The organism is Gordonia sp. Z-3 (genome assembly GCF_036233855.1).
GTDB lineage: Bacteria > Actinomycetota > Actinomycetes > Mycobacteriales > Mycobacteriaceae > Gordonia > Gordonia tangerina.
In genome coordinates, this window is sequence record NZ_JAZARS010000016.1 from 16116 (window position 1) to 38730 (window position 22615).

The following is a 22615-nucleotide window of genomic DNA, read 5'->3' on the forward strand; positions in this document are numbered from 1 at the left end:
CGGCACCGATGATCCAGGGGTTACCGAGGAGCCCACCGACGCCCGCGAGTGCTCCGCCCGCCGCGATGAGCGGCAGGCCGCAACAGAGCAGCAACGGAAGCGCGCAGCATGCCAGCAAGAGCAGTCCGGTCCCTGCAGCGACGACGGGACCGGCGCGCCGTTCGTCGCGGTCCTGATCGGCGCTCGTCGTCTGCACCTCTTCAGGATGAGATCTCCCCGATTGCCTGCGCTGCCGGTCATGCGCAGCACGACAGCAGCGACGGGTCGGTGGTGAAGGCCTTCGCGGCGATCCGGATGCCCTCGGCCATCGTCAGGTAGGGAGCCCAGGCGTCGGCGATCTCGGCGACGGTCTTGCCGAGCACGTGGACACCGGCGGCGGCGAGCTCTCCGGCGTCCTTGGCGACGGCGGTCAGGCCGAGGATCTCGTTCGTGTCGGCGTTCACGACGATCTTGATGAACCCGCGGGTGTCGCGGTTGACCAGCGCGCGGGGCACGTGGTGCAGCGGCAGGACGCGGCAATCGCAGCGGATCCCCGCAGCAAGCACTTCCTTCTCGGTCATCCCGACCGCTCCGATCGCGGGCCCGGTGAACGTCACCCGCGGCAGGCGGGAATAGTCGACGGCACGATCGGCGTCGGCGAACGCGTTCTCGGCGACGAGGGTGCCGTGGTGGGCGGCGACGTAGACGAACTCGGGGTGCCCGGTCACGTCGCCCGCGGCCCAGATCCGCGGGTTCGAGGACCGCAGCCGGTCGGAGACGACCACCTCGCCGGAGTCCCCGGTCTTCACCCCGACCGCATCGAGGTTCAGGCCATCGGTGACGGGACGGCGTCCGAGGGCGACGAGCACCTGCTCGGCGCGGAACTCCTGCGAGTCGCCGGACACGTCGGCGGTCACGACGGCCTCGCCTCCCGTGCCGCGGGAGACCCGGGTGGGCACCACGCGGCGGACGACGCGGATGCCTTCGTCGGCGAACGCCTCCTGAAGCGCCTTGGACACCTCCGGCTCCTCCTTCGAGGCGAGCCGGGACCGCACCAGCAGCGTGACCTGCGAGCCGAGGCGAGCGAACAGCTGCGCCTGCTCCAGGGCGACGTAGCCGCCGCCGAGCACCAGCAACGACTCAGGAACCTCAGCGAGTTCCATTGCCGTGGTCGAGGTCAGGTACCCGGTCTCCTCCAGGCCGTCGATCGGCGGAGCCCACGGGCGAGAACCAGTCGCGACCAGGAAGTGGTCGGCCTCGATGGTCTCGACCGTCCCGTCGCCGGCGATGATCTCCAGTACCGGGGCGTCTGGGCCGCCGGCGAACGATGCATCGCCGCGGCGGACCTGCCAGCCGTAGGAGTCGGCGACGTCGGCGTACTTCTCGCCGCGCAGCGACTCGACCAGCGCCTGCTTCCCGGCGATCAGCGCAGGCATGTCCACTGTCTCAGCCGTCGCCGCGATCCCCGGGAACCGGCCTGAAGCGTCGGCGGCGACGTGACGGGTGTCGGCAGCGGCGATGAGGGCCTTCGACGGCACGCAGCCGGTGTTCACGCAGGTGCCGCCGAGCGTCCCGCGCTCGATCATCACCACCGACTTGCCGAGCGTGGTCGCACGGATGGCGGCGGCGAATGCTCCGCCTCCGGATCCGATGATGGCGAGGTCGTACTTGGTAGGCATCGCTGCTCCTGTCAGTCCTTGGATTTCTGCTCCGTCTCAGCCATACTGGACCTTCCAGTACAGGGGAAGGTCAAGCGCGGCCGCGACACGGATGGAGGAGGCCATGAGGATCGGGGAATTCGCCGAGGCGGCCGGCACCACGGCGAAGACGCTGAGGTTCTACGAAGAGCAGGGGCTGCTCCCCCCGCCCGACAGGACGTCGTCGGGGTACCGCGACTACCCGCCGGACGCAATCGCGCGCGTCGACTTCGTCCACCGCGGCCAGGCCGCGGGCCTCACCCTCGCCCAGATCCGCCAGATCCTCGACATCCGCGACGGCGGCCATGCGCCCTGCGAGCACGTGCGCGACCTGCTTGACGTGCGCCTCGCTGAGATCGAGCAGCAGATCGCGCAGCTCTCCGTGCTGCGCGACACTATCGCGGACCTCAGACAGGACGCCGCGCACCCGGACCCTGAAACGTGCAGCACCGATCAAGTGTGTAGGTACTTGTAGACGACGGTAGCCAATGACTCCAACGCTACAACCCCGATATGCGCTAGCGCATGTCGATCACGCCGGTGCCGATCTCGATGCGGTCGGTCTTTGCGCCGATCGCCGACAGCAACGGGAACGGTGAGGCGAGCTGACGCGCGAAATGATGCACGCGGAAGTACGCGCCGTCGGCGCCGAGTTCTTCGGCCGCCACCGCCAGGTCGATGGACTGCAGCAATGTGTCGGACCCGGACCGCACCTGCGAACCGTGCGCATCCGACCAATGTCCGAAGGACAGGAACCCGATGTTCTTCATACGTGACCAAACAGTACTCCGGTCCGCTTCATTCCCGGCGGTTCCTCCTCCCGCATTCCCCAGAGTCTCCACCAACTCGCGGCGGATATGCGCGGATACCCGGCGGAGGAACCGCGGTGGCCGCGGCGGTGCGGCGCAGTACGTTAGCGGTGTGGATGTGAAGCGGCTGCGATTACTGCGCGAGTTCGCCGACCGCGGCTCGATCGGAGCGGTGGCTGACGCCATGCACATGACGCCGTCGGCGGTGTCACAGCAGTTGAAGGTTCTCACGAAGGAGGCCGGCGTCGACCTGCTGGCCCAGGATGGACGCCGCATCCGGCTGACCGACGCCGGCCGCGCGCTGGTGCTGCGCGCCGATGAGGTGATCGCGGCAGTCGAACGGGCGCAGGAGGAGATGGAGGGCTACCGGTCGGGCGCCGCGACGGTGCGCCTGGCGATGTTCCCGTCGGGTGCTGCGCTGCTGTTGCCCGGGGTGTTGGACCGAGTCGCCGGCTCGGGTGTCGAGGTGATCGCCGCCGAGCTCGATGTGGGCTACCCCGATGCCGCCCCGGCGCTGGCGGACTTCGACATCGTCGTCACCCACCGGGATGAACGCACGGCACCGGTGCGGGCTCCGCGGGTCGAGGTGACCGAATTGATGCGTGAGCCCGTCGACGTGGTGGTCGCCGCGGGTTCTGAGTTCGCCGACCGCGACGACATCGAGGTCGACGACCTGGCCGACTGCGACTGGATCAGCGTGGAGGGCGGTTTCCCCGTCGACGATGTGCTGCTGTCGATTTCGGCGGTGACCGGGGTGGCGCCGCGGGTGACCCAGCGGATGCTGGACTTCGGCACCATCCAGTCCATCGTGGCCGCCGACCACGGCATCGCCCTGATCCCGCGGTTCGCGGTGCGCCATCCCGGGGTGAAGCGACTGACGCTCAAAGGGGTTCGCGCGGCCCGTGTCTATGAGGCCTTGACTCGGCCGGGGATGCGACGGGCGGTGACCGACGTCGTCGATCATCTGGTGGCGTCGGCGGAGGCCGCCGGACAGCGGTGAGCCGAGCGTTCTGCCCGGCGGCAGTCGCGTGATGTCGCAGATTGCGTCGGCGCTCCGAATGCCGGGGCGAGTCGGCGCGTGGATCACACCGGTGACTGCAGGGTCGGAGGGTTGCGCGTGGGCAGATGCAACGCACTGCAACCCTGGCAAGTTGTGCGCTGAGTCACATAGTCATGAACGCATCGGAATCAGCCGAGAAACAGGAGTCAGAACTGATGCGAGCAGCTGTCTATTACGGCGCGAACAAGGTGGAGATCGCCGACGTACCCGAACCTTCGCCCGGCGCGGGTGAGGTCAAGGTGCAGGTCGGCTTCAACGGGATCTGCGGCACAGATCTGCATGAGTACTTCGCCGGACCGATCTTCATCCCCACCGAGCCGCACCCGCTCACTGGAGCACAGTTGCCGCTGGTGCTCGGTCACGAGTTCTCGGGCACCGTCACCGAGGTCGGCGACGGCGTCACCGGCGTTCATGCCGGTGATCGGGTCGCCATCGAACCGATCTACCGTTGCGGGCACTGCGGCCCGTGCCGAGTCGGCAACTACAACATCTGTCGGCACATCGGCTTTCACGGCTTGATGTCCGACGGTGGAATGGCCGAGTACACAGTGGTCCCGGCGAACATGATTCATCAACTGCCGGAGAACGTCTCACTCGAGCTGGGCGCGCTCGTCGAACCGATGTCGGTGGCATACCACGCGGCGACGCTGGGGCAGCCACAGGCAGACGACACCGCGATGGTGTTCGGTGCCGGGCCGATTGGGATAGGACTGTGGTTCGCCCTGCGTGCCAAGGGGCTGGAGAACGTGTACGTGGTGGAGCCGTCGGCGACGCGACGCGCCGCCATCGAGGCGTTGGGCGCGACGACACTCGACCCGACTTCGCTCGACGTCGCGGAGTTCGTCGCCGACACCACCGACGGTCGGGGTGCCGACGCCATCTTCGACGCGGCCGGGGTGGAACCGGCCGTCAACACGGCACTCGACTGCATCGGTGCCCGACAGCCGCTGGTCAGCGTCGCCATCTACGAGAAACCGCTGACCACAACACTTCAGCGGCTCGTGATGAACGAGTCCCGCATTCAGGGTTCGCTCTGCTACACCTCGGCGGACTTCGACGCCGTCATCGATCTCATGTCGCAGGGTCGGTACGACACGACAGGGTGGGTGGACACGATAGGTCTCGATCGCGTGGTGGACGACGGCTTCGACGCGCTGCATGCCGGAGCGAAGATGAAGGTGCTCGTGGACCCGGCGGAGGTGGCGGCATGAGCGTCGTACTCATCACCGGCGGTGGTCGGGGCATCGGCCGTGGCATCGCGCTGCGGTTGGCTGCCGACGGACACGACATCGCGCTCGTCGACGTCAACGAGGCCGGTATCGGCTCGGTAGTCGACGAGGTCCGCGGACTCGGCGGCAAGGCCACCGCGTTCGTCGCCGACGTCAGCGACCGGGAACAGGTGTTCGCCGCCGTGGATCACGCTCAGGAGGCGCTCGGCGGGTTCGACGTCATGATCAACAACGCCGGCATCGCCCAGGTCGCGCCGATCGACGAAGTGCGGCCCGACGAGCTCGAGCGCATCTGGTCGGTCAACGTGAACGGCGTGCTGTGGGGAATCCAAGCCGCAGCAGCGCGATTCACCGCAAACGGCACGCGGGGAAAGATCATCAACGCCTCCTCCATCGCCGGCCACGACGGGTTCCCCATGCTCGGTGTCTACAGCGCTACCAAGTTCGCGGTGCGTGCCCTGACGCAAGCCGCTGCAAAGGAATACGCGGCGCAAGGTATCACTGTCAACGCCTACTGTCCGGGGGTGGTCGGTACCGATATGTGGGTGACCATCGACAAACGTTTTGCCGAGCTGACCGGGGCAGCCGAGGGGGAGACCTACGAGAAGTTCGTCGGCGGTATCGCGTTGGGGCGCGCGCAGACGCCCGAAGATGTGGCTGCGTTTGTCTCGTACCTCGCTGGACCGGATTCGAACTACATGACCGGTCAGGCCGTGCTGATTGACGGAGGGCTGGTCTTCCGCTGAGTCGTCGTCTCGGCGATACGTCCGGCCTGGCGCAGGGCCTGCTCGATGAAGGTCTGAAAAGCCCACTCGAGTGTCTCCCGAGATCGGAGGGTGCCGTTCTCGTAGCCGACCAGAAGATACATCGCCGCAGTGGCGTAATGATCGGCGTCGGCTCGGTTTCCGACCACCTCGAGATAGGTGTCGGAGATGAACCGGCGTCGTTCGTCGTCGGCGTCGTCCTGCACGGCGCGCACGTCGGGGTCGTGTTCGGCCCACACCCGGATCGCCGCCTCGGTGTCATGGGGCAATCGCATCGCGATGTCGGTCAGGAACTGCAGGCGGGCAACCGGGTCGGTCACCGTGCGGGCCTCGGCGATCGGACGCCGACTCTCCTTCTCGCGCCAATGGTGGATGAGCGCTGAGGTGTAGGCGGGCCAGTTCGAGAACGCGTGATAGAACGAGCCCGTGGTGGCGCCGACGACTTCACACACGGTCGCCAACTTCAACCCCGCGTGTCCCTGATCTGCCAAAACACGCAGGCCCGCGTCCAGATACCGGACTCGTGCCGAGTGTGACGGCGTACTGGTCTTCTTCGCTGTGGAGCTCACATCGACAGTGTAGATGTGATGGGTTGCACAAAACCATAAGTGCACTTACGCTATCTTCCATCCAGATGAGGAGACAGCTGTGAGCACAACGAACCGCAACACCGGACTGGACCCGGAGACCCGGTATGTGGAGATCTACCGGAACCTGTCGACCTACGAATTCCCATGGGATATCAACCAGTCACTGAGTTTCGCGCTGTTCCGCACCTACGCTGTCCCGAGCATCGGTAACCTGCTCGATCGCACAGGCGCGTTCACCCGGCAGACCCAGAAGCGCTATGACGACACCGCGATCCTGCTCGAGGTTCCCCTCGTCGAAGGTTTCGACAGTGCATCCGGCAAGGCCGCCATCCGTCGCATCAACCAGATGCACAAGATGTACGACATCTCCAACGACGACATGCGCTACGTGCTGTCGACGTTCGTGGTGGTCCCGGTGCGGTGGCTGGCGCGGTCCGGGTGGCGTGAACTTCAGGCGAATGAGCGCGTCGCGATGGTCCGCTACTACCAGGATCTCGGCCGGCACATGGCGATCAAGGACATCCCGGACACCTACGACGAGTTCGAGACCCTGATGGACGCCTATGAGGACGAGCATTTCGCCTTCGACGACGGGGCGCGTCGCGTCGCGGACTCGACCATGGACCTGATGGCCTCGTTCTATCCGTCGATCGCCGCACGGGCCGTCAACATCTTCAGCCGGTCGCTCATGGACGAACCATTGATCACGGCGTTCCGGTATCCCGAACCCGGCCCGGTGGCACGCGCGCTGTCGGTCGGTGCGCTCAAGGCGCGTGCCCGGGCTCTCCGGTACTTCCCGGCACGGCGCAAGCCGGCGCTGGTGCAGAACATGCCACGAATCCGCTCCTACCCCAACGGATACGACATCGAGAAGATGGGCACCTTCGCACCGGGCTGCCCGGTGCATGTCGAGTAGGTGAGTGCAACGTCCGGGGCCTGGCGGACGCGGAGCTCGGCCACGCCACGCGTGCCGGGCGTCGACTCAATACGCCATGAACAAGATCTCGTCGCGGCTGTAGTCGTGTCCCGGGTGATTCTCCTTGAGGTGCTCGCGCACCTTCACCACCAGCTCGTCCTCGTCGGCGCCCTTGATCGCCTCGCCGCACGGACAGGTCAGACGCGTCTTCGGTCGGTTCATTTCGATCCTCACCTCGTTCGGCCGATGCCAGGTGTTCTCGTCACATGGTGTGTTCTGCAACTTGCGTGAGCGTACCTGTGGCGAGCGTCTCACATGGACGGCTGGTGCCGATAGGGACCGTGCGGGCCGATTTCAGCGGTGTGGGACCACGTCCGGGGTTTCGCGCGAGACCCGAACGGGTGCGGGGTGCGCGTCGGCGCGGGAGACGATTCCGATCAGAGCGCCCACTGCGCCGGTGGTCACGGCCGCGACCGCCACCAGGGCCAGCGCGGAAGCCATCGCTAGAGTGTTCATGACATCCATTGTCCGAACGAAGGAGTCCCGTGGCACCTCAGCAGACGCTGACGGTTGGGACTCTCACATCCGGACGCGGTGTGTGACATATGCGCAGATCGCGCACGATCCTGTTCGTGCTGCTCGGTGTCGTGGCGATGATGGGGTCTGTCATCGTCGGCGCGCCCACCGCGGCACAGTCGGTTGCCGGTCAACCGGGGCGTGCGATCGCATTGACCCAGTTGGGGGAGTGGGGCGGACTGGATCGGGTGCTGCGGTTGTCGTACCTGACGAAGGATGCGCGCGGCGCCGTGGTACCGGCGAGCGGCATCGTCGCGCTGCCCGACGGTCCCCGACCTCGCGGGGGATGGCCCATCATCTCGTGGGCGCACGGCACCTCCGGGCTCGGTGAGAGCTGTGGCCTGGCCGATTCCGGCGATCTCATCCGATCGACGGCGCCGGTCGTCGACGCCCTCACCGGGGCGGGATATGCCGTGGTGGCGACCGACTACGTCGGGCTCGGACCGAACTCGCTCGGCCCGCACGCCTACCTGCACACACGCTCGGAGGCCACCGCAGTCATCGACATCGTCAGAGCCGCACGCACGGTGATCATCGGGCTCTCGGAGACCTGGGCCGCTGCCGGGTCGTCGCAAGGTGGCCACGCGGCGCTCGCCGCCGGCCACTACGCACACGACTATGCGCCTGAGCTCGACTTCCGCGGCACGGCTGCGCTGGCCCCGGCGTCGAACTTCGAGGATGTCATCCCGCTGATGCGGCCCGGGATCCCCGCCCTGCCGCGGGCGATGTCGGGGCCGCTGGCAGCGGTCCTGGCCGGGATGTCGGCCAACCAGCACGATGTCGACGTGTCGACGTACCTCTCGGACTTCGGCAGGCGGGTCGTAGCCGAGGTGGGCCGATCGTGTGGTCCGCAATGGGAGTCGATCCTCGACGGCACCCGGCCCGATGCGTTGCTGTCGAAGTCGCTCGGCGACGACACCTTTCGTGACGCGCTCCGCAGGTACATGGAGGTGCCCGTGCGCGAGCAGGGCGGTCCGATCCTGATCGTGCACGGCCTGCGCGATTTCACCGTGCCGATTCCGATGACCTATGCGCTGCTGCGTGCGTTCCGCAAGGCGGGGACCGACTACGAGTTGAAGACGATCAACAGCGATCACACCGACCTGCGGGCCGACGGTGGGATGGACGACGTCCTCGACTTCCTGGACCGGGTGATCCCCGCCGACTGAACCCTCGCCGGCTGATCCCCGACGGTGGCGCGGTCAGCTCAGCTCAGCGCCTTGGCTTTCAGCGCCTCGAACTCCTGCTGATCAATGGTGCCGGCATCCAGAAGTGCTTTCGCGTCGGCGATCTGGTCGGCTGAAGACTTGCCGGCCACCGACCGGATGTAGGCGTCGGACTGCTGCTGCATCTGGCTCTGGGTCTCGGCGGCGCGCTGGGACATACCGGGACCGCGCGCGATCAGGTAGACCAGCGCGGTGAGCCAGGGGATGAAGATCAAGAACACCATCCACACGGCTTTCCACCAGCCCGACAGGGCCCGATCGCGGAACAGGTCGCTGATGATCCAGAACAGCATCATCAGGTACGCCACGAAGATGAAGATCACCACGGTGTACCAGATGAAGTCCCAGAACGAGTCCCACATGTCGTCACTCCTTGAACGTGGCGGCATGGCGATGCCGCAGACGGATCGTCAGGTCAGAATGCCTGCTGCGAGCCCACGGCGGATCACCTGGAATGGGTGACTTCCGGGTCGTCGTCGCGTACTCACCCGGCACGGAGGATGTGGTCGGTGTCCATCTCGTGGGAAGGTCGGAGCATTGACCGGCGGGTTCGATCTCGCCATGCGAGGATTCGCGGGCATCGACAGAGCGGAGACACGACGTGAGTGAGCCGACCGGAGGGCATCCCGAACCGGACGCGGGTGCCGATCGTCCGGAAGACGCCGGTGCGCAACACCCCGCGGGGACCGCTGCGGAGCGCCCAGTCGACGAGAAAGAGGGCCCAGTCGACGGAAAAGAGGGCCCACTCGACCCCGACGAGCGGGCCGAACTCCAACGCCTGCGGGCGCAGGTCGCCGAACTGCGCGCCACCCCGGCACCGCAACGTCGGATGTTCTGGCGACGTTTCACCGCGGTGGTACTCGTGGTGCTGTGTGCCCTGCTGACGTTGCTGTCGGTGACGACGCGCTACGTGCGTGGCGAACTCCTCGACACCGACCACTATCTGACGACGGTGGCGCCGCTGGCATCAGATCCGGCCGTGCAGGGCCAGGTCACCGACGCGATCACCGCCGCGATCGACGAGCAGGTCGACATCCGGCAGATCACCGAGGACGCGCTGCAGCAACTCGTGGATCTGACTCCGGCCGAGCGTCCCCGCATCGACCAGACCGTCGTCGGTCTGGCTCCGGTGCTGGCCAACCAGGCCGAGTCGTTCATCGAGCAGACCGTGAGCCGATTCGTGCAGTCCGACCAGTTCGAACAACTGTGGGTGACGGCCAACCGTGCCGCACACCAGTCGGTGGTGGCGGTGCTCACCGGCGACACCGAGCGCGGTGCGGTCGAGGTCGATCCCAACGGCGCCATCAGCATCGAGCTCGGCCCGATCATCGAACAGGTCAAACAGATCCTCTCCGACCGCGGATTCGCTTTCGCGAACAACATCCCTCAGGTCGACAAGAGCTTCGTGGTGTTCGAGTCCCCGCAGCTGGCGAACGCGCAACGGTGGGTGAACGCGCTGGACAAGGTCGCCGATGTGCTGCCGTGGCTGGCCCTCGCCGCCGCCATCGGCGCCATCGCGGTCATCGGAGCGGGACGGCGATTGCGGATGACCGCGGTGGTCGCGGTCTCGATCGTGGTGGCGATGCTGTTGTTGGCCATCGGACTGCTCATCGGTCGTGCCGTGTACATGAGCGAGATCCCGGCCGACGTACTCGCTCCCGATGCCGCGCGGGTGATCTTCGATACCGTCGTCAATCCGTTGCGGTTGGCCTTGCGGGCGGTCGCGGTCGCCGCGCTGGTGGTGGCGCTTGTGGTGTTCTTCGCCGGCGGCTCCCGATCGGCGCAGGCGATCCGGCGTGGATTCACCGGCGGGATCGGAGCTCTCGACGCGCGGCGCAAGCAGCGTGCACCGAATGCTGTGGAGCAAGCCCTTTATCAGGCCCGTATCCCGGTGCGGATCGCCGTGGTGGTCGGTGCCGCGCTCATCCTGATGTTCTGGTCCTACCCGACCGGACTCGTGGTGATCTGGACTGTCGTGATCACCTGCCTGGCGCTGGCGGCTCTCGAGATCGCGATGCGGCCTGCGCGCCGCGAGGTGGCGGCCGAGGCCGCCACCCCTGGTCCCTGATCAGCGAGCGCGCCTGCGAGTTCGCGTCACGAAGGGCCACCCTCACACCGCGCGCAGCACCGCAACGAGCCTCAGGAGCCGTCGTTTCCGCTGCGTCCGTCGCGCGTCTTGCGCCGCGCCACACCTTTGGCGACCAGCGACGCCGAATCCGGGGGAGCGGGTGACCGGACGACGGGGTGTCCGATCACTGCGCGCCGGCTGAGCCGACCGTGGCGCATCGGCATCTCCGATCGCCTCCCTCGTGTGGTGACTTTTCCTCGATGATGCCAGGCCACTGCCGCCGGGGTGGTCACCCGGACCGGATGATTGCTCGCCCTCTCGCCCTCTCACCGGCTTGCCGATATCATCTTCGCGGGTCCCCGAGGTCGGGTCGGGGTGACACGGAGTGGGTACCGAGTGGACGCACCTAGCGGTCGACTGGCGCCGGGATTGCGGCTGCGCACCGCACGGCCGGCGCTGCCTCCTGCCTACGTACATCGGCACCGGATCGACCAGACGCTCAGTGCCTGTGGCCCCGGCGATATCGCGGTCGTCGAGGCCGGTGCGGGTTACGGAAAGTCGCTCGCCGTCGCATCGTGGTTGCAGCACCGCGTGGCCGACGGTCCGGTCGCGTGGCTCGCGGTCGGTGAGCCCCACGGCATGCGTGCCCTGTGGAGCGACATTCTCGGGTCGCTCACCGCGGGCGGTGCGTCAACCGGGTCGGGTGCGTTGCTCGACATCGCGCCCGGGCCGGCATTCGCCGAGCCCGAGGTGGACATGATCGTCGACGGACTCGCGTCGTCGCCCACCCCGGTGACCCTGGTGCTCGACGATGTGCACCGAATCGATGCGCCCGACGTCATGGACTCGATCCGGCACCTGGTCGCGCGGCAACCCGAGCGGCTGCGGCTGGTACTGATCACGCGCGCGGCCCCGGACTTGCGGTTGCAGCGAGTACGGCTCGAGGGGCGGCTGATCGAGGTCGGCATGCGCGATCTGCAATTCACCCGGGACGACGTCGTCGATCTCGGCCGGATGGTGGGCAGCGAGTTCGACGCCACCGAGGTGGATACGCTCCTCGAACGGACCCAGGGATGGGCGACCGGTTTGCGTCTGGCGGTGCTCAGCGCCCGCGACGACCTCGGACACGTCACGTCGGATCGGCTCACCGGCCGCAATGATCTCGTGGCCGCCTACCTGCTGGAAGAGGTCCTCGAGGATCTCGCGCCGACCGACCGTCGATTCCTGCTGGCCACGTCTGTCGGGGAGAGCATGACACCGTCGTTGGCGCGGGCACTGACCGGGCGCGCGGACAGCCGTCGAGTCCTCGACGATCTGGTCGCGCGCAACGTGCTGACCGTCCGACTGGCCGATCGGCCGGACTGGTACGCCTATCATCCGCTTTTCCGGGAACTGCTCATCGATCGGCTGGGCGCCGAGAATCCCGACGCGCCTGCCGATCTGCATCGCCGCGCGGCGAACTGGTGTGTTCGTAACGACGACCCGATCGCGGCGATCGACCACTTCGCCCGCGCTGGGGCCTGGCACGAGGTGACCACTGTGCTCGGCGATGTCGCCGGGCCGCTGGTGTTGTCGCCGCAGGCATCTGAGCTCGCCGGTGCGCTCGAGTCGGCGGCCCGCGAGGCGGCCCGACGTCCGACTGCCGACACGCTCCTGGCCGCCGCGGTCCTCTGCTATCACCGCGGCGACTTCGGCGAGATGTCGCGCAATGCCGAGGACGCCGCCGAACTCCTGGACGCCGAGCCCGCCCGAGGGACGCCGGGGTCACGGATTCTGATCGCGCTGACCCGGATGGTGACGGCGCGCAGTTCTCGTCTGCCCGAGCTGATTGATCGCTGCGACGAGGTCCTGGCCCTGGTGGCGTCGGCGTCCCGGGTCGAGATCCCGGCGGCCCGGGCATACACACTCATGGCGCGTAACAACCGGGGGATCGGTCTGTTCCATCGAGGTGAGGTCGACGCGGCCGCAACGGAACTCGTCGGGAGTGCGGCGACGGCCGAGGATCTCGGGTTGGGCCTCACCGCGCTGGCTGCCGAGACCTACCTGGCCCTGATCGACGTGACGCGGGGAGAACTGGCGGTCGTCGCCGATCGCATCGCGGCGATGACCGCGTTGGTCGAGCGGCGAGGGTGGACACGGCAGCCGCAGGCGGTGGCGCTGTACGCGGCGCGGGCCCTGCTGGATCTCGAACGGCATGATCTCGACGCAGCCGATCGGGCGGTGTCGATGGCGCGGCGTGCCGTGGGGCCGGGCACCGATACCGCGGCGTTGCTGATCGGTGAGGCCGTCGCGGTGGGTGTCGCGGTGACACGGGCCGACGTGTACGCGGCGCGCGCACAATGCCGTCGCCTGGAAATCGCGCGGCGATCGACCTCCGGGCTGCCCCCGTTGGTGCGCAGCTGGTACGACGTGGCGATCGCGGAGACCCGAATCCTGATGGGGGAGGCCGAATCCGTGATCACGTCGCTGACGCGGCCGGACGCGTCAGCGACCTACGAAGGGGCGCTGACCCGCGTCGTATTGGCGAAGGCGCAGCTGGCTGCGGGCCGCCCGGCAGTGGCGATCGACGTGCTGGGCACCGCCGACGGATTCGCGCCGCATCGGCTGCAGGCGGTCGAGGCGGAGATCCTGACAGCTGTGGCGTGGGCGCGACTTCACCGAGACGTGGCTGCCCTGCAGCACCTGACGGCGGCAGTACGGCTGGCCGCGCCGGTGCGTCAGATCCGGCCGTTCGTGGCCGGTGGTGCGCCGGTGGCGGCGTTGCTCACCCGATTGGAGCACGTGACCGCCGAGGATCCGGAGTTCGTCCGCGACCTGCTCGGCGTCTGCGGGCGAGTCGGCACACCGGACTCGACAGTCGTTGTGCCGCCGGTGGAGTCGTTGACCGACCGAGAGCTGATGGTGTTGCAGTACCTTCCGACGATGTACAAGGCGGCCGAGATCGCGGCGGACCTGTTCGTCTCGGTGAACACGGTGAAAACCCATCAGCAGTCGATCTATCGCAAGCTCGGGGTGTCCTCACGCCGGGACGCGGTCGATCGGGCGCGGGAGCGACATCTGATCTGAGCGGCCAGGCCACGTCTCAGTCGTTGTCGTCGTCACCACGCAGGGTTGCGGCGATCGCTTGCGTCGGAATTCGTCCTTGTGCCACCAGCTTCGCCCCGGACTCGCGGGCTGCGGCGCTGAAGGATGCCGCCGTCAGGTATTCCCACACGATGACCGCCGCACACCGGCCGGGCGCGATCGCGCCGGCCAGGTTCTCCACATCCTCAACGGCGAGTATCTCCACGAGTGAGACGTCCAGACCACGCAGTCCTGCGTCGGCCAAGTCTTCGAACTCGGTGACCGTGACATGGCCGGTGCTGTCCCGCCCGACGATGAGCAGTTCGAGGATTCGCAGCGTGCGATCCGCGACCGATCGCGCGATGTGATCGATCATCTTGTTGGTCAGAGTCGTTGTTCCGTGCGGGAGTTCGACGACCAGATAATCGATCGGACCCAGGTCGTGTGAATCGGTTCCGGGCGGGGTGGTCATACGCTCCTCCTCGCCGGCGACGGGCGGCCCTCGGTGCGATGGGCTCACCGAGATGACCTGGTCTCGATTGTGTTCGACGATCCGCGCGCGCGTCGTCATCCGGAACGGGTGATTGCCTGCAGAGCGCGCCCGAGCACGAGAATGGGCCGGAACTCCTCGGCGGGGATCGCCCGCTTCACATGGGTTCCGGGCCCAGTCTCTGCCACGATGCGCGCGGAGGTCGTCCGGGCATCGCGAGTCATCGTGCGGCGTCGGGGACGCACGCGGGGTGATCTGTCCGGACTGCGCCGGCCAGATCGTGTCGGCGGATCAGGGAGCCCAGGTCCGCGGCGCGGTCTCGGTGTCGGCGCCGCGGTCGGGACCGGCCACCCGGTAGGCGCGGTTGACCGCCGACACCACCGCGCGCAGGCTCGCCGTGGTGATCGACGATGCGACGCCGACACCCCACACGGTCTCGCCGTTGACCTCGGTCTCCACGTAGGCGGCCGCGCTTGCATCGCCGCCGGAGGTCAGCGCGTGCTCGCTGTAGTCGAGCACCCGAACCTCGTAACCGACGGTGGACAGTGCGTCGACGAAGGCCGCGAGCGGGCCGTTGCCGCTGCCGCTGATCTCCCGCTCGACGCCGTCGACCTTGACCACGGCAGTGATGTAGTCCTCGCCGCCATCGACCTCGGCGGCATCGACCTTCTGGCGCATCCGCTCCAGCGGGCGGATCGGGTTCAGGTATTCCTCGGCGAAGACGTCCCACATCTCCTTCGGGTTGACCTCACCGCCCTCGCCGTCGGTGATCTTCTGGATCTCCTTGCTGAACTCGATCTGCAGCCGGCGCGGCAGGTTCATGCCGTGGTCGGCCTTCATGATGTAGGCGACACCGCCCTTGCCGGACTGGCTGTTGACGCGGATGACCGCCTCGTAGGTGCGGCCGACGTCCTTCGGGTCGATGGGCAGATACGGCACCTGCCACAGGATGTCGTCCATATCCTGGTCGGCGTCGTCGGCGTCGTACTTCATCTGGTCGAGGCCCTTGTTGATCGCATCCTGGTGACTGCCGGAGAAGGCGGTGTACACCAGGTCGCCGCCGTAGGGGTGGCGTTCGGGCACGTTGAGTTGGTTGCAGTACTCGACGGTGCGCCGGATCTCGTCGATGTCGGAGAAGGTGATCTGCGGATCGACGCCCCGGCTGAACAGGTTCATGCCCAGGGTGACCAGGCAGACGTTGCCGGTGCGCTCACCATTGCCGAACAGGCAGCCCTCGATGCGGTCGGCGCCGGCCTGGTAGCCGAGTTCGGCTGCGGCGACGGCGGTTCCGCGGTCGTTGTGCGGGTGCAGACTCAGGATGATCGAGTCGCGTCGCGCCAGGTTGCGGTGCATCCACTCGATGGAGTCGGCGTACACGTTCGGGGTGGCCATCTCGACGGTCGCCGGCAGGTTGAGGATCATCGGGTTCTCCGGCGTGGGGGCGATGATCTCGGTGACGGCGTCACACACCTCCTTGGCATAGCTCAGCTCGGTGCCCGTGTAGGACTCCGGCGAGTACTCGTAACGCCATTGGGTGTCGGGGTACTTCTGCTGCTCCTCGAGAACCTTGTGGGCGGCGTCGGTGGCGATCTTGGTGATCGCGTCCTTGTCGGCGCGGAACACCACTCGGCGCTGCAGCACCGAGGTGGAGTTGTAGAAGTGCACGATGGCCTTGTTGGCGCCGCGGCACGCGTCGAAGGTCCGCTCGATCAGTTCCGGTCGGCACTGGGTCAGCACCTGAATGGTCACGTCGTCGGGGATGGCGCCGTCCTCGATGATCTCGCGGACGAAGTCGTAGTCGGTCTGGCTAGCCGACGGGAAGCCGACCTCGATCTCCTTGTAGCCCATGCGGACCAGCAACTCGAACATCCGACGCTTGCGGGCCGGGCTCATCGGGTCGATCAAGGCCTGGTTGCCGTCGCGCAGGTCGACCGCACACCACAGCGGGGCGGTGGTGATGGTCTGGTCGGGCCAGGTGCGGTCGGGTACCGACACGTTCTCGACCTCGTCGGCGAACTGGCGGTAGCGGTGTACCGGCATCGCCGAACTGCGCTGGGTGTTCCAGACCGGCTGGTCTGCGGGAATCGGTCCGGCGGGCTCGACGATGCGGCTCGTGCCGGAGGTGAAGCTATCTGCTGCTGCCATGATGGGTCATTCTCCGTGAATCAGATCGGGGGAGGAAGACCGGCGCGTGAAAGGGCCCCGCGACGGAGGGCCGGTCGAATCAGACCCCGCCGCGGCAACCGAGAAGGAGTGCACGCTGCATGTGCTGGACTGTACTCCCCGCCACGGTCGCGGATCAAATGCCCTCTGGCCAAGGTCGGTCGTTTGCCGGATACGGGGTGCCCCAGATGCCGGCGAAGGCCACTTCATCCAGGGGCAGGCGCGTGCGTGGACGTGCGTCGCGTTCGCGGATGTCGGGCGCCACGGCCTCGGGATCGGCGATCTGGCCGATACCGAGCAGCACGAGCGGACGTCTCTCGTCGGGAATGGCGAACCTGGCCCGGGCCGCGTCGGAATCGAATCCGGCCATCGGGTGGCCGTTGAAACCGGTTGCTTGCGCCTGCAGGATCATCTGCGACACAGCCAAACCCACGTCGACGGCAGCATAGGTGCGTGCCTTCTCATCGTCGGGTTCGGCGGCCGTGCACACCAGCACCAGGGCCGCCGACGCGGGCGCCCACCCCGCGTTGCCGCGGGTGAGGATCTCGGTGAGCCCGGTGAACGTGGCGTCGCCGCGCACGCCGACTATGAACCGCACCGGCTGCACGCGTCCCCACGTGGGTGCCCAGCGTCCGGCCTCGAGGATCGAGGTGAGGTCGTCGGCGGAGATGGTGGCGTCGGGGTCGTAGCCGCGCGCGCTGCGCCGACCGGCGATGAGTTCGTGCACGCCGCCAGGTTACGGGCGCACGGCGTCCACGTCGGCGACCTCGGTGTCGTGCGCTGCGGTGCGTGACGTCGGGTCGTCGGTCCGCGACGCGGTGCGGGTGCGCATGACCACGGTCAGGACCACTGCGAGCACCCCGAGCGCGATCACACTCGCCAGTGACGCCGCGTGCATCCCATCGACAAAGGCAACGCGGGCGGCGTCGGCGAGTTCGGTTCCGCCGGTGCCCATCTCGGTGGCCCGGTGCAGCGTGTCGCCGAGGGTGTCGCCGAAGCTCCAGCCGTCGGAGCGTTCCCGGAACACCAACGTCGCCAGCGATCCGAGCAGGGCAAGTCCCATCGCGGTGCCGAGTTCGAAACTCGTCTCGGAGATGCCGGACGCGGCACCGGAGCGTTCCACCGGCACCGACCCCACGACGACATCGGACACCAGACTGAACACGATGCCGTACCCGATGCCGGCGATCGACGTGAACAGCAGATACACCCACAGTGGGCCGGACAGCGACAATGCCACCAGTCCGAGGTTGCCGAGCGCGGCGAACAGCACCGCCCCGACGAAGGCGGTACGCAGGCCGAACGCCGCAACCACCCGGGACGCGCCGATGGAGAACACGGCCACGGCGACTGCCATCGGCAGACCGGCCAGCGCCGCGGTCAGGACGTCGAAACCGCGGACCGACTGCAGGTACACACCGGTCAGATACGACATCCCGCCCAGCGCCATCATGCCGACCAGTGCCACCGAGACGGCCGCACTGAACTGCGGGTTGCGAAACAGGGCGAGGTCCAGCAGGGGGGCGGGCGCGCGGCGCTGATGGGCCAGGAAGGCGACCAACATCGTCACGCCGAACAGTCCGATCGCGACCACTCCGCCGTCGGTGCCCTCGGCGGCCATCGTTTTGACCGCGTACACCAGCGGCAGGATGCCCAGCAACGACAGGACCACGCCGACCACGTCGAAGCGGGCCACCACCGGTGCCCGGTATTCCGGGACGAGACGCGGGGCGGCGACGAACAGCACCGCCAGCACCGGCACGTTGATCAGGAAGACCACACCCCACCAGAAGTGATGCAGCAACACGCCGCCGACCACCGGTCCGATCGCGCTGCCGCCGGCAAAGGCGGCGGTCCACACGCCGATCGCCTTCGCACGGTCGCGGGCGTCGGGGAACATGTTCGCGATCAGCGACAGGCTCGACGGCATCAGGGTGGCACCGCCGACACCCATCAACGCCCGCGCCGCGATCAGTACCGCCGCGTTCGGCGCGAACGCGGCGACCACCGAGGCCACGCCGAACATACCCGCGCCGATCAGCAGCACACGCCGCCGACCGATGCGATCGCCGACGTTGCCCATGGTGATGAGCAGGCCCGCGATCAGGAAGCCGTAGATGTCGAGGATCCACAGCTGCTGCGCGGCGGTCGGCGCCAGGGCGTCGGTGATGGCGGGGATCGCGAGGTAGAGGACGGAGAAGTCCATCGACACCAACAGGACCGGGAGGGTGAGCACCGCCAGGCCCCACCACATACGTCGATCGGTGCCGGACGGGTTCCGGTGCCGATCGGACGAGGGGGTGAGGACGGACATGACAACGCTCCTTGGATCTGCTGGGACGGCGACGACGACCCGGTCGCGTACGCCGTACGCAATGACGGTACGCCATGTGGGTACGCTGTACGCAAATCATTTATTCCCGCAGATGATGACGCCTGCGTGGGTGATGCGGAAAGGAGCGGTCGGTGGCATCAGCGGACAAGGGGGCCGCGAGCCTGAAACTGACGCTGGAGGCGATCGTGGACGCCGCGATCGCGGTGGCCGATCGCGACGGGATCGGGGCGTTGTCGATGCGGCGGATCGCCGATGACCTGGGTGTCGGGGCGATGTCGCTGTACCGCCACGTCGACGACAAGGATGCGTTGCTGCAGGAGATGTCGGAGGAGATCGGTCGCCGGTTTCCCTATCCGGTTGCCGACCCCGGGCCGTGGGGCTGGCGCGACCGCGTCCGGGTGGTGGTCGACATCGACTGGGAGTTGTACCGGCGCCACCCCTGGGTGGTGCTCGCCTACTCCTCGCCGCGGCACAGTTTCGGCGACGAATCGCTGCGCTGCCTGGACTGGTTCGCCGCGGGATTTCTCGACCTCGGTGTCGACCTCGTCGAGGCCACCGGTATGGCGCTGACGGTATGGAGTCACGTGCACGGCGTTGCGCTGGTGGCGGTGAGTGACGACCTGTTGCGGGCGGAGAAACCGTCCGAGGGACCCGACGGTCTGGCCGATCTCATCGCCGGGCAGCCCAAGGCGCTGGCTCCGCACCTGTCCTCGCTGGGCGCCAGCCCGGTGTCGGCGCGGTTGGTCGATCCCCGAGCCCGGCTCGAGGACGGCATCGCCTATCTGTGTGCCGGGTTCGCCGCCCGCGGCGAGGGCTGAGGCGCCGGTTGTCGACCCGGCGCGAGCTCACATCGCGTGCGGGTACACCGTCAGCATGTGTGCGCCGAACCACGCGCTGCCGAGGACGATCGGCACCATCGCCGCAACGGCCACCCCCGCCCGCCACCGCGCCATGATCACCGCGAGGGGTATTAGCAGCACAAAGGCCGGCAGCAGCAGTCGGCCGCGGCTCATCATCAGTCCGCTCGACAAGACGATCGACGCGACCACCAATACCCCGTAGAGCAGCACCGGCCACGGCATTCGCGACCACACCGCCAGCACCAGCATCCCGAGCGTGCTGACGATGATCCAGGAGGTCGCGACCGGAGCCACCTCACCGGAATGCACGAGGGTGTCGTTGACGAAGTCGAAGGTCGAGCGTCCCCAGTCGAACCGGGTGCCCCAGCCCTCGGTCTGGATGCGGAACCAGCCCGTCGGCGAACCCGTTCGCCACCACACCACCGCGAGGTAACCGAGATAGCCGAGGGGGCTGATCGCGACCGCCGCCCAGGCCCGCCAGCCATCCCGGCGAGACAGCACGGCCGCCAGCATCACCACCCCGACCACCACCACCGCGGTCGGCCGCGTCGCGCCGGCCAACAGCGCGCATGTGCCGGCCAGCAACCAACGGTGTTCGAGGACCCCGATCAACGCCCACACCGCGAGCGCGCAGAACAGCGCCTCGGTGTATGCCATGTTCAGCACCACCGACATCGGCGTGGCCGCGAACAACGCCACCAGGAGCAGTCCCGTACGCCGGGGATTCGCCGGGCCGATCGGCGAGCGATCGGCCATCAGACGGGCGCACCAGCGGCCCAATCGTGCCGCGCCGACTGCGGCCACACATCCCAACACGACGTTAACGGTGATCGCGGCGCCGTAGGGGGTGATCAACGGCAGTTTCGCCACCGCCCCGACCAGCAAGGGATATCCGGGGAAGAACGCGTAGGCGGTGTCCGGGGTGTGCAGACCGCGGGCGTCGGTCTGGGTGAACGGGACGTCGCGGTAGCCGTACTCGGCGATCGCGACCATCCACTGCCCGTCCCACAGCCAGAGGGAGTCGCCCAGGGTCGTGTCGCGGAGTTGGGCGAATCGCGCCAACACGGCGATCCCGACCGCCCGGATGGCCAGGAACACGAGGATCGGTTCGATCCAACTGCGGACCGCCGGACGAGCGAAGAACTCCCATACGCTGCGGCCACCGGACGTGGGTGCGGTGGGGGAGGCTGAGTTGCGCCGCGGCACGCGCCCACCGCGTGCGGAGGCACCGACGTCGGTTCCGGTGGCCACCTCAGCGATGGTAGGACGACCCGCGACGTGTCGACCACCACACTCGCCGGGCCATCGCCGGGCGATCACAGTCCATCCGAGGGAATCGACCGGCAGACGCCGCCGACCGTGCCCGGATATGTGTCTGGGATCACGTGGCCGAGGGTGGTGGATTCGGGCAGAAAGGTCGCCGCCGGTAAGGTGATGGCCGCTAAGGTTCGCCCCGCTGCTCAACGTCGAGCGTTTCCGAACTGGGGCGATGCACCATCCGACAACCCCCGAAAGGTGGTCGACGTGGCACTCGTTGTGCAGAAGTACGGCGGTTCCTCGGTTGCAACGGCCGAGCGGATCCGCCGTGTCGCCGAGCGCATCGTCGAGACCAAGAAGCAGGGCAACGACGTCGTAGTGGTGGTCTCCGCAATGGGTGACACCACCGATGAACTCCTCGATCTGGCACAGCAGGTCAACCCGACTCCGCCGCCGCGCGAGATGGACATGCTGCTCACCTCCGGTGAACGCATCTCCAACGCGCTGGTCGCCATGGCGATCAGCTCGCTGGGCGCGCAGGCGCAGTCGTTCACCGGTTCGCAGGCCGGTGTCATCACCACCAGCAGCCACGGCAAGGCGAAGATCATCGACGTCACGCCGGGCCGCGTCCGTAGCGCCCTCGACGAGGGCAAGATCGTGCTGGTCGCCGGTTTCCAGGGTGTCGCCCAGGACACCAAGGACATCACCACGCTCGGTCGCGGTGGCTCCGACACCACGGCGGTCGCGCTGGCTGCGGCGCTCAAGGCTGATGTCTGCGAGATCTACACCGATGTCGACGGCGTGTACTCCGCCGACCCGCGCATCGTGCCCGATGCCAAGCGTCTCGAAACCGTCTCCTTCGAGGAGATGCTCGAACTGGCCGCCTGTGGCGCCAAGGTGCTGATGCTGCGCTGCGTGGAGTATGCGCGCCGCTACAACACCCCTGTTCATGTGCGCTCGTCGTACTCGACAAAACCCGGCACACTCGTCGCCGGTTCGATGGAGGACATTCCCGTGGAAGAAGCCATTCTCACCGGCGTCGCCCATGACCGCAGCGAAGCCAAGATCACTGTGGTCGGCCTCGATGACAAGCCCGGCTACGCGGCCAGGGTCTTCCGCGCGGTCGCCGACGCCGAGATCAACATCGACATGGTGTTGCAGAACGTGTCCAAGGTGGACACCGGCAAGACCGACATCACCTTCACCCTGCCGCGCGAGCTCGGCCCGCTCGGCGTGGAGAAGCTGACCAAGCTCAAGGACGAGATCGGTTTCACCGATCTGCTCTACGACGATCACATCGGCAAGGTGTCGCTCGTGGGCGCCGGCATGAAGAGCCATCCCGGCGTCACCGCCACCTTTTGCGAGTCGCTGAGCAACGCCGGCATCAACATCGAGCTCATCTCCACCTCGGAGATCCGCATCTCGGTGCTGTGCCGCGACACCGAACTCGACGACGCCGTGCGCGCGCTGCATGCGGCGTTCGATCTCGGTGGCGACGAGGAAGCCGTCGTCTACGGGGGAACGGGGCGATAG

General features: G+C 67.5%; 21 protein-coding genes and 1 pseudogene. 10 read left to right on the plus strand and 12 right to left on the minus strand.

Translation table 11 applies throughout. The features are described 5' to 3' along the window. Window positions 1–236: 236 nt before the first annotated feature. Window positions 237–1658, minus strand: coding sequence for a mercury(II) reductase (gene merA / locus VX037_RS17855; protein WP_006215442.1), 1422 nt, complete (start codon window positions 1656–1658; stop codon window positions 237–239). Between the two features lie 103 nt (window positions 1659–1761). Between merA and VX037_RS17860 the strand changes: the two genes are divergently transcribed. After that, window positions 1762–2151, plus strand: a complete 390-nt coding sequence (locus tag VX037_RS17860; RefSeq protein ID WP_152199702.1) for a heavy metal-responsive transcriptional regulator — start codon at window positions 1762–1764, stop codon at window positions 2149–2151. A 46-nt stretch (window positions 2152–2197) separates the two neighbouring features. On the opposite strand, the pseudogene VX037_RS17865 reads toward VX037_RS17860, so the two are convergent. Beyond that, window positions 2198–2446: pseudogene (locus VX037_RS17865) on the minus strand (LLM class flavin-dependent oxidoreductase); the annotation flags it as partial. A 151-nt stretch (window positions 2447–2597) separates the two neighbouring features. Between VX037_RS17865 and VX037_RS17870 the strand changes: the two are divergent. From VX037_RS17870 to VX037_RS17880, 3 genes are all read left to right on the plus strand, one after another. After that, entirely contained in the window at window positions 2598–3485 is an 888-nt protein-coding gene (locus tag VX037_RS17870; protein ID WP_266063420.1) for a LysR family transcriptional regulator, read from the plus strand. Window positions 3486–3700: 215 nt separating this feature from the next. Then, entirely contained in the window at window positions 3701–4756 is a 1056-nt protein-coding gene (locus VX037_RS17875; protein ID WP_328715194.1) for a 2,3-butanediol dehydrogenase, read from the plus strand. Continuing rightward, window positions 4753–5520 carry an acetoin reductase gene (locus VX037_RS17880; protein WP_328715196.1) on the plus strand — a complete coding sequence of 256 codons (768 nt, stop codon included), beginning with the start codon at window positions 4753–4755 and terminating at the stop codon, window positions 5518–5520. The genes VX037_RS17875 and VX037_RS17880 overlap by 4 nt, the downstream gene beginning before the upstream one ends. Here the strand turns inward: VX037_RS17880 and VX037_RS17885 are convergent. Next, a complete protein-coding gene (locus VX037_RS17885) occupies window positions 5481–6107 on the minus strand; it encodes a TetR/AcrR family transcriptional regulator (RefSeq protein ID WP_235721710.1) in 627 nt (208 codons plus the stop codon). The two genes, VX037_RS17880 and VX037_RS17885, sit on opposite strands and share 40 nt — an antisense overlap. Before the next feature lie 79 nt (window positions 6108–6186). Here VX037_RS17885 and VX037_RS17890 point away from each other — a divergent pair, with 79 nt between their 5' ends. After that, window positions 6187–7044, plus strand: a complete 858-nt coding sequence (locus tag VX037_RS17890; RefSeq protein ID WP_328715198.1) for an oxygenase MpaB family protein — start codon at window positions 6187–6189, stop codon at window positions 7042–7044. Window positions 7045–7110: 66 nt separating this feature from the next. Here the strand turns inward: VX037_RS17890 and VX037_RS17895 are convergent, their stop codons facing one another. Beyond that, complete coding sequence (locus VX037_RS17895; protein WP_235721712.1) at window positions 7111–7266, minus strand: DUF1059 domain-containing protein; 156 nt, start codon at window positions 7264–7266, stop codon at window positions 7111–7113. Window positions 7267–7398: 132 nt separating this feature from the next. Then, the gene (locus tag VX037_RS17900) at window positions 7399–7560 is read right to left on the minus strand and encodes a hypothetical protein (protein WP_328715200.1); all 162 of its coding nucleotides are present in this window, start codon (window positions 7558–7560) and stop codon (window positions 7399–7401) included. Between the two features lie 89 nt (window positions 7561–7649). Between VX037_RS17900 and VX037_RS17905 the strand changes: the two genes are divergently transcribed. Continuing rightward, a complete protein-coding gene (locus tag VX037_RS17905; RefSeq protein ID WP_328715202.1) occupies window positions 7650–8789 on the plus strand; it encodes an alpha/beta hydrolase family protein in 1140 nt (379 codons plus the stop codon). A gap of 38 nt (window positions 8790–8827) precedes the next feature. Here the strand turns inward: VX037_RS17905 and VX037_RS17910 are convergent, their stop codons facing one another. Further along, the gene (locus VX037_RS17910) at window positions 8828–9208 is read right to left on the minus strand and encodes an SHOCT domain-containing protein (protein ID WP_235721715.1); all 381 of its coding nucleotides are present in this window, start codon (window positions 9206–9208) and stop codon (window positions 8828–8830) included. 239 nt (window positions 9209–9447) lie between these two features. On the opposite strand from VX037_RS17910, the gene VX037_RS17915 reads away from it, so the two are divergent. Then, entirely contained in the window at window positions 9448–10914 is a 1467-nt protein-coding gene (locus VX037_RS17915; protein ID WP_328715204.1) for a hypothetical protein, read from the plus strand. 71 nt (window positions 10915–10985) lie between these two features. Here VX037_RS17915 and VX037_RS17920 read toward each other — a convergent pair whose 3' ends face one another. Beyond that, window positions 10986–11138, minus strand: coding sequence for a hypothetical protein (locus tag VX037_RS17920; protein ID WP_235721717.1), 153 nt, complete (start codon window positions 11136–11138; stop codon window positions 10986–10988). A gap of 172 nt (window positions 11139–11310) precedes the next feature. Between VX037_RS17920 and VX037_RS17925 the strand changes: the two genes are divergently transcribed. Then, window positions 11311–13980, plus strand: coding sequence for a LuxR C-terminal-related transcriptional regulator (locus tag VX037_RS17925; protein ID WP_328715206.1), 2670 nt, complete (start codon window positions 11311–11313; stop codon window positions 13978–13980). A gap of 16 nt (window positions 13981–13996) precedes the next feature. Here the strand turns inward: VX037_RS17925 and VX037_RS17930 are convergent, their stop codons facing one another. From VX037_RS17930 to VX037_RS17945, 4 genes are all read right to left on the minus strand, one after another. Then, a complete protein-coding gene (locus tag VX037_RS17930; protein ID WP_235721719.1) occupies window positions 13997–14449 on the minus strand; it encodes a DUF6325 family protein in 453 nt (150 codons plus the stop codon). A gap of 309 nt (window positions 14450–14758) precedes the next feature. After that, window positions 14759–16612 carry a 2-isopropylmalate synthase gene (leuA, locus tag VX037_RS17935; protein ID WP_266063426.1) on the minus strand — a complete coding sequence of 618 codons (1854 nt, stop codon included), beginning with the start codon at window positions 16610–16612 and terminating at the stop codon, window positions 14759–14761. A gap of 154 nt (window positions 16613–16766) precedes the next feature. After that, window positions 16767–17357: a nitroreductase family protein gene (locus VX037_RS17940; RefSeq protein WP_328715208.1), complete on the minus strand. Its 591-nt coding sequence runs from the start codon at window positions 17355–17357 to the stop codon at window positions 16767–16769. 9 nt (window positions 17358–17366) lie between these two features. Then, window positions 17367–18944 (minus strand): MFS transporter, encoded by a 1578-nt coding sequence (locus tag VX037_RS17945; RefSeq protein ID WP_328715210.1) that lies wholly within the window; start codon window positions 18942–18944, stop codon window positions 17367–17369. 152 nt (window positions 18945–19096) lie between these two features. Here VX037_RS17945 and VX037_RS17950 point away from each other — a divergent pair, with 152 nt between their 5' ends. Further along, window positions 19097–19783 (plus strand): TetR/AcrR family transcriptional regulator, encoded by a 687-nt coding sequence (locus tag VX037_RS17950; protein ID WP_328715212.1) that lies wholly within the window; start codon window positions 19097–19099, stop codon window positions 19781–19783. Between the two features lie 27 nt (window positions 19784–19810). Here VX037_RS17950 and VX037_RS17955 read toward each other — a convergent pair whose 3' ends face one another. After that, window positions 19811–21076, minus strand: coding sequence for a hypothetical protein (locus tag VX037_RS17955; protein ID WP_372474938.1), 1266 nt, complete (start codon window positions 21074–21076; stop codon window positions 19811–19813). Window positions 21077–21349: 273 nt separating this feature from the next. Between VX037_RS17955 and VX037_RS17960 the strand changes: the two genes are divergently transcribed. Further along, window positions 21350–22615 carry an aspartate kinase gene (locus VX037_RS17960; RefSeq protein WP_235721724.1) on the plus strand — a complete coding sequence of 422 codons (1266 nt, stop codon included), beginning with the start codon at window positions 21350–21352 and terminating at the stop codon, window positions 22613–22615.